Below are 7,095 nucleotides of genomic sequence, written 5' to 3'. Positions count from 1 at the left end.
ATCGGCCAGCTTGTAGTGCCTTGTCCCCTCGCACGAAGGGCATCGCTTCATGACCAAATCCTCGTTGATCTGGTCCGGTTTGGCTAGGAATTACCTTTCATTGCGCTGGACCCCTGGGCTGGCGACCGCCCTCCCGGCCGCGACCAGCCCCAACCCCAACAGACACCATGAGCCAACTCCAGACCATCGAAGCCATCGAAAAGCGCCTGTGGAGCGCTGTGGACCTGCTGCGTGTCAACTCCGGCCTGGCCAGCAACGAGTACCAACAACAAGCAGTACACGGATGAATTCCGTGCCGTGTCGGTCAAACCGGCGCCTGTTTCGGTTCGCGCGCCTTGGTTGCCGGGCCTGGTGTATTCATCGACTGGCGCGGAGAACCCGCGATCAGCGCAGTGCTAGCGGGTTTGCCCAGCAGTCCGGGGCGTCTTGCGTCCAGCTTGCGGCATCCAGCGCTGCGCGATCAGGTGGTCCAGCGAGAACACGCCAGGGCCTTTCGCGATCAGGTACAACAGCAAGGCGGCCCAGGTGCCGTGGGTGGGATAGGCATCCGGATAGACGAAGAGTTCGATCACCGCGGTCATGCCCAGCAGGCCGAGCGCGGAAAAACGGGTGGCGAGCCCTATTAGCAGCAGGATGGAGAACACATGCTCGGCGCTGGCAGCCATCAGCGCCGCCACGTCCGGAGGCAGCAGGGGAAGCGCGTATTCGGTACGGAACAGCTCCAGCGCGCTGTCGGACAGGTGCGGCCAGCCCAAGTGGAATTCACCCTCGACCAGGTTCACGGCCAGGCCCTCGACCTTGGTCTGCCCGGAGAGCCAGAACACTGCTGCGATCGAAAAACGGCCCACGAAAGCGATCAGCGAGTGCGGGATTCGGGAGAACAGCGCGATAAGCGATTGCAGTGAGCGAATGGGCCAGGCGACGGATTGCGGTGTCATGCGGTTCTCTCGATTTCATGGCATGCAGGCTAAAGCGCCGTCAGCGCGGCGTTGGCAAGCAGGCATTGGAAGATGTCGATCAGTGGACGCTCGCCCTGCAATCCGGAGGATTCGAATGCGGTGCCCAGGGAAGCACCGGCGATCAGGGCGGCCAGGAAGTCGGCGGTCTGCATGGTGGTGGGGACGATCTGCACCGTCCATTGCGGGCGCACCAGCAGCGCCGCCTCGCCGCACGCCAAGTCGATGCCGGCCAGCTCCACTTCGCCGTCGGTCTGGTGCGCCTGCCATAGCGAAACCACCGGATACGCCGAGCGGACCAGCTGTACGGCCGGGGCGAAACGCAGGCATGTCCGCGCCAGCAGCGCCGGCTGTGCGAGGCGTTCGGCCAGCGCCTGTGGCGGCAGGGCTTCCGCATCGGCAGCGTGGAAGGCGTGGACATAGGCCCACTCCAGGCGCGCCACGTCGGGTAGATAGGGCAGCGTCGCGGCCGCGGCAAAGCCGGCGATGAAGTCGGGAAAGCGGTCGCCATAGTGCGCCAACACCGGCGATACGGGCGGATGCTGGCGCAGGTAGTCGCGCGCCATGGCGTGGAAGAACGCATCCCCCACCAGTTGGCGCACGACCGGGTAGGTGTCGGCGAGTGCCTCGATCAACGAGGCCGCGACGTTGTTGCGGTAGACCGCGAAACGCGCGGCCGGATCGGCACCTGCGCGCACCGTGATGTCCGGGGGCGGGGAGCGCTCCGGATCGAGCAGGGCGCGGGCGAAGGCATCCATCACACCGCCTCCAGCAGCGCATTTTCCGATGGACGCGTTGACGCCTCCAGGATCCGCTGCGCGCACTGCGCCTCGGCCAGCAGCACCGGGAGGGGCGGGATGTCCTGGTCGCGCTCGATCAGGGTGGGCAGCGGCCCGCAGCGCTGGATCACGTGCCGGTAGAGGCGCCAGACGGGATCGGCGATCGGCGCGCCGTGGCTGTCGATCAGCAGCCGTTCCCCGGTGGCCTCGCGCTCTTCGGTAAAGCCGGCCAGGTGGATTTCGGCAACCGCCTCCAGTGGCAGCCGTTGCAGGTACGCCACCACGTTGCGGGCGTGATTGATGGCGCTGACATAAGCATTGTTGACGTCGAGCAGCAGGCCGCAACCGGTGCGGCGCACGACCTCGGCGATGAAATCGGCCTCATCCCAGGTGGATGCGGAGAACTCGACGTAGGTCGCCGGGTTCTCCAGCAGCAGCCTGCGGCCGAGGGTGGACTGCACCTGGTCGATGTGCGCGCATGTGCGGCGCAGCGTGGACTCGGTATAAGGCAGTGGCAACAGGTCGTTGTAGAAATTGCGGCCGTGGCTGGACCAGGCCAGGTGCTCCGAGAAAGCCTGCGGCTGGTAGCGCCGGAGCAAGGCGCGCAGCCGCTGCAGGTGGGCGTGGTCGAGGGGCGCCTCGCCGCCGATCGACAGCCCGACACCGTGCACCGACAGGCAGTAGCGCTCGCGGATCGCGCCCAGCTGCTGGTGGAAGGCACCGCCGTCCACCATGTAGTTTTCGGCGTGTACTTCGAAGAAACCGAGATCGGGCCCGGTGGCGAGGATGTCGGCCACGTGCTCGGGCTTGAGCCCGAGCCCGGGGCGTGGCGGCAGCGCCGTGCGTGACGTTTCGGGGAGGGGATGGGGCAGCGTCATCGCACGGCGCTCCCGGACTTACGCCTTTTCCGTGAACGCGGCCAGCTGGCCGAAGCCGGTCGGCGAGGTCGGCGAGGCGGTCTTCTCGCAGGTGCCGGCCGGCACGTATTTCCAGGCGTTGCCCTGGTAGTCCTTCTTGGCCGTCCCCGCGCAGGTGGTGCCCGCGCCCGCCTTGCAGTCGTTCTTGGCCTTCATGGCGACGCCGAAGCATTTTTCCTTGCCGGCCATCATGTCGTGGCCGCCGGACTTCATATCCTGCGCGGCGGCCGGCAGGGCGGCGGCGGTGAGCAGGGTGCCGAGGGCGAGGGCGAGGGTGGCCTGGGTGCTGGATTTCATGGGAAGCTCCTGTCGGATCGTGGATGTCTGGATGTCGTGCGCGCCCAGCGAAGCCAGATCGCAGGGCGACGGTCTCCGTGGACAGGGGCTTGGTCGGGGCAGGGGGCGCGGTTCTTACACCCGTTCCTCGCAATCTTCTGGTCCGGCTGCGGTCGAGTGAAGGCGAAGCCGCGGCGGGCGCCGCTGCGCGGGGTCTGCCGGGCCGCGCCGCAGGCATGCGTCGGGCGCCGCGGCAAAACACGGCGGGACCTCGGGAAACAGGCAGTGCGGTTTCGCCTGGTGTTGCGTGCGGAGCCTTCGGCGGTGCGGCGAGGGCCTGTGGATTGTGGCGATGGCGTGGCGCCGCCCGGCAAGGGCAAGGCGGTGTCCGTTGCGAGTCGCGTGCCGCCGCTGCGCGACCGTGGCCAGGTGCGCCTCAGCGCCGTCGCCGTACGCGCTGGCGGTAGTCGTGCACGTTGTCGCCGCGGATGCGGGGTTCGCGGGTGCCGATGATGGTGTCCACCTTGCGGTCGCTGCCGGTGACCGGCTGCGCCTGCACCCGGGTCTCGCGCTCGAACGCGTGCGATTTGTCGGTGTTGCGGTAATAGCGGTACATCGCCCAGTAGAAGCCGGTGGCGCCGGCCGGGCCCAGCAGCAGCCAGAGTGCGCTGTTATCGCTCATCAGGTGTGCCCCACGATCCAGATGGCCAGGGTTTCCAGCACGGTGCCGAGGGTGAGCGCGGCCAGCAGCAGCTTCCAGTGCTGGATCGGGATGCTGCCCATGGTCTCGCCGGTGCGGCCGTTGACCGCGATGTAGTGCAGCATCCCGCCGTTCGGCCCGGGTTGGTGGTAGGAGTACAGCCACACCGGCAGGTACATGGCCACCCAGCGGCTGCCGTGCACGTCGATCGCCTCTTCCTCCCAGCGCACGCCGCGGTCGTAGCGGCGCACCGAGCCTTCCACCTGCGCGCGCGCGATCGACAGCAGCTGGTCGTCCAGCACCGGCATCAGCTGCGCCACGTCGAGGTCGCGCTTCTCGGAGCTGAAGCCGGACAGGTAGGAGGCGTTCCACTTCACCGCGTTCTTGGTGTCGAACGGCAGGATCGCGTTGATGATGTTGTTGGTGTTGACCCGGACATCGAGGTTGCCGCGGCTGCGCGAGGATTCCAGCGGCAGGTCGTCCACCGTGAACGCCACCTGGCGCTCCACCGCGTACACGTCGGCGTCGTAGTAGGTCTTCTTGTCGTTGTCGCTGCCGCGGGTGTAGCGGCGGGTCTCGATCTCACCAAAGCCGGCCACCTCGGCGCTGGCATTGGCGTCCACGATCATGTACGGCAGGTACACGCCGGTGACGTTCTCGGGCGTGAATTGCTCCTTGAATTCCTTGAGCGCGAACAGCCGGCGCTTGTCCACGAACTGGCGGATGCGCGCCACCGCATCCTCCTTGCGGATGTGGAAGGGCAGCACCGCGTCCGGCACCGCGCCGTTGGCGATCTGCTCGTTCACGCCGAACACGTGCCTGCACCAGTGGCAGCGTGCCGTCATCGCGTTCTCGGTGTTGACCGTGGCCTCGGCTCCGCAGCCGGCGCATTTGAAGCTGACCAGGGCCGCGCTGCCGGCGGCGATGTCGCGCGCGCCGGAGGCGATCACCGTGCCGTGCAGCTGGTCGATGCCCTCGCCCAGCCCGAATGCCTCCTCGACCCGCTCGGCATGCCACTCGTGCCGGCAGTACAGGCAGATCAGCAGGTCGCTGCCCGGCTTCTGGCGGATGTCGCTGGCCCCGCACTTGGGGCAGCGGTTGAGGCCGTCCTTCAGTTCCTCGGCGGCGGTGTCGATGGCGACCGGGTCGGGCGCCAGCAGTTCGTCGCGGACCGGGCCGGGCAGGGTGTCGGGATCCAGCGGCAGGCTGCCCGGCGCGGGCGGCACGTCGCGCGGCGAGCCCGGGCCGGTGGGCGCGGGCGGCGGTGGGGTGGTCGGCATGGCAGGCGGGGCGGCGTGCGGGAGGCGCGGATTACAGGCCCAGCGCCTTGGCCTTGAGCGCGTCGTAGTCGGCCTGGGTGATCAGCCCGAGGTCGAGCATTTCCTTGGCCTTCTTTAGCTTCGCCACCGGGTCGTCGCCGGCTGGCGTGGCCGGCTGCTGCAGGCCGCCGATGCCGCCCAGCATGCCCGAGGCCATGCCAAGCCCGACGATCCCGGCCGCGCCGCCGTTCTCGCCGGCCGACTGGATGCCCTGCGCCACGCTGGCCTGCAGGTTGGAGTTGCCGCGCGCGCCGGACAGCGCATCCGCGCGCTGCACGGTCTTCAGCAGCTCGCGGGTGTTGGCGTCGTACTCGATCGAGACGATCGCGGTCTTGACGATCGCCAGCCCGCGTTCGGCCTTCCACTGGTAGCCGGCTTCCACCGCCTCGGCCAGGCTCTGCGCGAAGCCCACCGAATCCTGCTGGATGCGGGTGATGCGGTTGCCCTTGGCCGGGTCGTTGGTATAGCGGCTGAACGCCGGCGCCAGCGAGGCCACCACCTCGTTGAACAGCTGCGCGGCGGCGGCGTTGTCGAGGTCGGTGAAGTCGAACACGCGGCCCGGCTGCAGGTAGCTGGCCGGCACGAAGTTCTTCACGAACAGGATCGGATCGACGATCTTCAGGGTGTAGGAGCCGCGGGTGATGGCGCCCACCTGGGTGCCCAGGAAGCCGTCGTCCCAGTAGATCTCGGACTGGGTGCCGAAGCGGTTGTCGGGCAGCTCCTTCAGCGAGACGAAGAACGCCAGCTGCTGGCTGCCGGGGATGCCGCCGAACTTGAAGCGCTCCCAGCTCTGCATCACCAGCGAATCAAGCAGCCCGTCGCCGGCGAAGATCGACTTCGACTGCACATCGTCCGAGCGCCACTCGTAGCCGCCGGGCTCGGCCGCCAGCGCGGTGATCTTGCCGTCCTGCATCAGCAGCAGGCCATAGCCTTCCGGCACCACGATCTTCGAGCCATTGCTGATGATGTTGGCCGAGCCGTGCACGTTGGAACCGCGCCCGGCATTGGTGCCGCGCGGCACCGCGGCGAACAGCGCGGCGGTCGGGGGAAGACCGTCGGGGATGGTGAGGAAGTCCTTCCACTGGTCGCCCAGCATGCCGCCGACCGCGCCTTTCATCGCCTGAACAAGACCCATGGGTGTACTCCAATGCAAAGACCGTATGGCCGGCCGGAAGGATAACGCCTGCAGATGGCCCGCAGAGGTCACACATGTCACCACGCGGGGATGACGCAGGCAGGACACGGCAAGCGCGCCGGCACCCGGCCAACGCGGGCGCTCCGCGCCTGAATCCGGTCGCCATCGGATCTTAGGAAAGATTTAGGAAACCCTTAGCCATCATTTAGCAACGAACTCCGCGTCGGGCCGGTAGCGTGCATCGCGTTGCCCTCCCGGCGGCGTTGCTGCCGCGGCGGCATGCCCACCCATCACCCATTCCGGAGTTCCATTTCATGCAGATGCAGTCCCGCTACAACATCTACGAAGTCATCCACAAGGCGCTGCGCGCCCGCCTGTCCCGCACCCTGGTGGCGATCGGCCAGGTGGACGTGGACGATCCGGCCAGCCTGCGCGAGCTGGAGGCCGAGGTGAACACCACGCTGGCGATGATGCACGGCCACCTGACGGCCGAGAACGCCTTCATCCATCCGGCGATGGAGGCGCGGGTGCCGGGGTCGGCCCTCCGCATCGCCGAGGAGCACGTGCACCACGAGGACGACATCCAGCTGCTGCGCGAGGCCTGCGCGGCGCTGCTGGCGGCCGCGCCGGACCTGCGCCAGGGCCTGGCCGACCGCCTGTACGTGCTGTTCGACCTGTTCGTGCAGGACAACCTCACCCACATGCGCCACGAGGAAGAGCACCACAACGCGGTGCTGTGGTCGGCCTACGAGGATGCCGAGATCGTGGCGATCGAGCAGGCGCTGGTGGGCGCGCTGCCGCCGGAGAAGAAGGCACTGTATCTGCATGCGATGCTGCCAGCGGTGCCTACCCGCGATCGCGTCCGGCTGCTGGGCGGCCTGCGCCAAAGCGTGCCGGCGGAGGCATTCGACGGCATCTACGCCTCGCTGTGCACGCTGCTGGATACGCGTGCGCAGCGCCGGCTGGCGGAGGCCCTTGGGCTGTCCGCGGCTGCGGCCATCGCGGCCTGAGCG

Annotated in this window: 8 protein-coding genes; 1 reads left to right on the top strand and 7 read right to left on the bottom strand. The window is 68.0% G+C overall.

The features are described 5' to 3' along the window. Positions 1-395 precede the first annotated feature (395 nt). From EDC34_RS09595 to EDC34_RS09565, 7 genes are all read right to left on the bottom strand, one after another. Positions 396-938 (bottom strand): DoxX family protein, encoded by a 543-nt coding sequence (locus tag EDC34_RS09595; RefSeq protein WP_114960451.1) that lies wholly within the window; start codon positions 936-938, stop codon positions 396-398. A 29-nt stretch (positions 939-967) separates the two neighbouring features. Next, entirely contained in the window at positions 968-1,714 is a 747-nt protein-coding gene (locus tag EDC34_RS09590; protein ID WP_114960452.1) for an HvfC/BufC N-terminal domain-containing protein, read from the bottom strand. Then, on the bottom strand, positions 1,714-2,613 hold the full coding sequence (gene bufB, locus EDC34_RS09585) for an MNIO family bufferin maturase (RefSeq protein ID WP_114960453.1): 900 nt from the start codon (positions 2,611-2,613) through the stop codon (positions 1,714-1,716). Before bufB ends, EDC34_RS09590 begins: the two co-directional genes overlap by 1 nt. 18 nt (positions 2,614-2,631) lie before the next feature. Beyond that, positions 2,632-2,949, bottom strand: coding sequence for a BufA1 family periplasmic bufferin-type metallophore (locus EDC34_RS09580; RefSeq protein WP_114960454.1), 318 nt, complete (start codon positions 2,947-2,949; stop codon positions 2,632-2,634). A gap of 415 nt (positions 2,950-3,364) precedes the next feature. Then, a complete protein-coding gene (locus EDC34_RS09575; RefSeq protein ID WP_114960455.1) occupies positions 3,365-3,610 on the bottom strand; it encodes a hypothetical protein in 246 nt (81 codons plus the stop codon). Further along, the gene (locus EDC34_RS09570; protein WP_114960456.1) at positions 3,610-4,908 is read right to left on the bottom strand and encodes a TFIIB-type zinc ribbon-containing protein; all 1,299 of its coding nucleotides are present in this window, start codon (positions 4,906-4,908) and stop codon (positions 3,610-3,612) included. The genes EDC34_RS09575 and EDC34_RS09570 overlap by 1 nt, the downstream gene beginning before the upstream one ends. Before the next feature lie 31 nt (positions 4,909-4,939). After that, entirely contained in the window at positions 4,940-6,082 is a 1,143-nt protein-coding gene (locus EDC34_RS09565; protein ID WP_114960457.1) for an SPFH domain-containing protein, read from the bottom strand. Positions 6,083-6,396: 314 nt separating this feature from the next. On the opposite strand from EDC34_RS09565, the gene EDC34_RS09560 reads away from it, so the two are divergent. Then, a complete protein-coding gene (locus tag EDC34_RS09560) occupies positions 6,397-7,092 on the top strand; it encodes a hemerythrin domain-containing protein (RefSeq protein ID WP_114960458.1) in 696 nt (231 codons plus the stop codon). The last annotated feature ends 3 nt before the right edge of the window (positions 7,093-7,095 follow it).

It is taken from the genome of Thermomonas haemolytica, from assembly GCF_004346265.1.
Lineage (GTDB): Bacteria > Pseudomonadota > Gammaproteobacteria > Xanthomonadales > Xanthomonadaceae > Thermomonas > Thermomonas haemolytica.
Note: the sequence above shows the minus strand (reverse complement) of the source record. Positions and strands in the feature narration are given on the sequence as shown.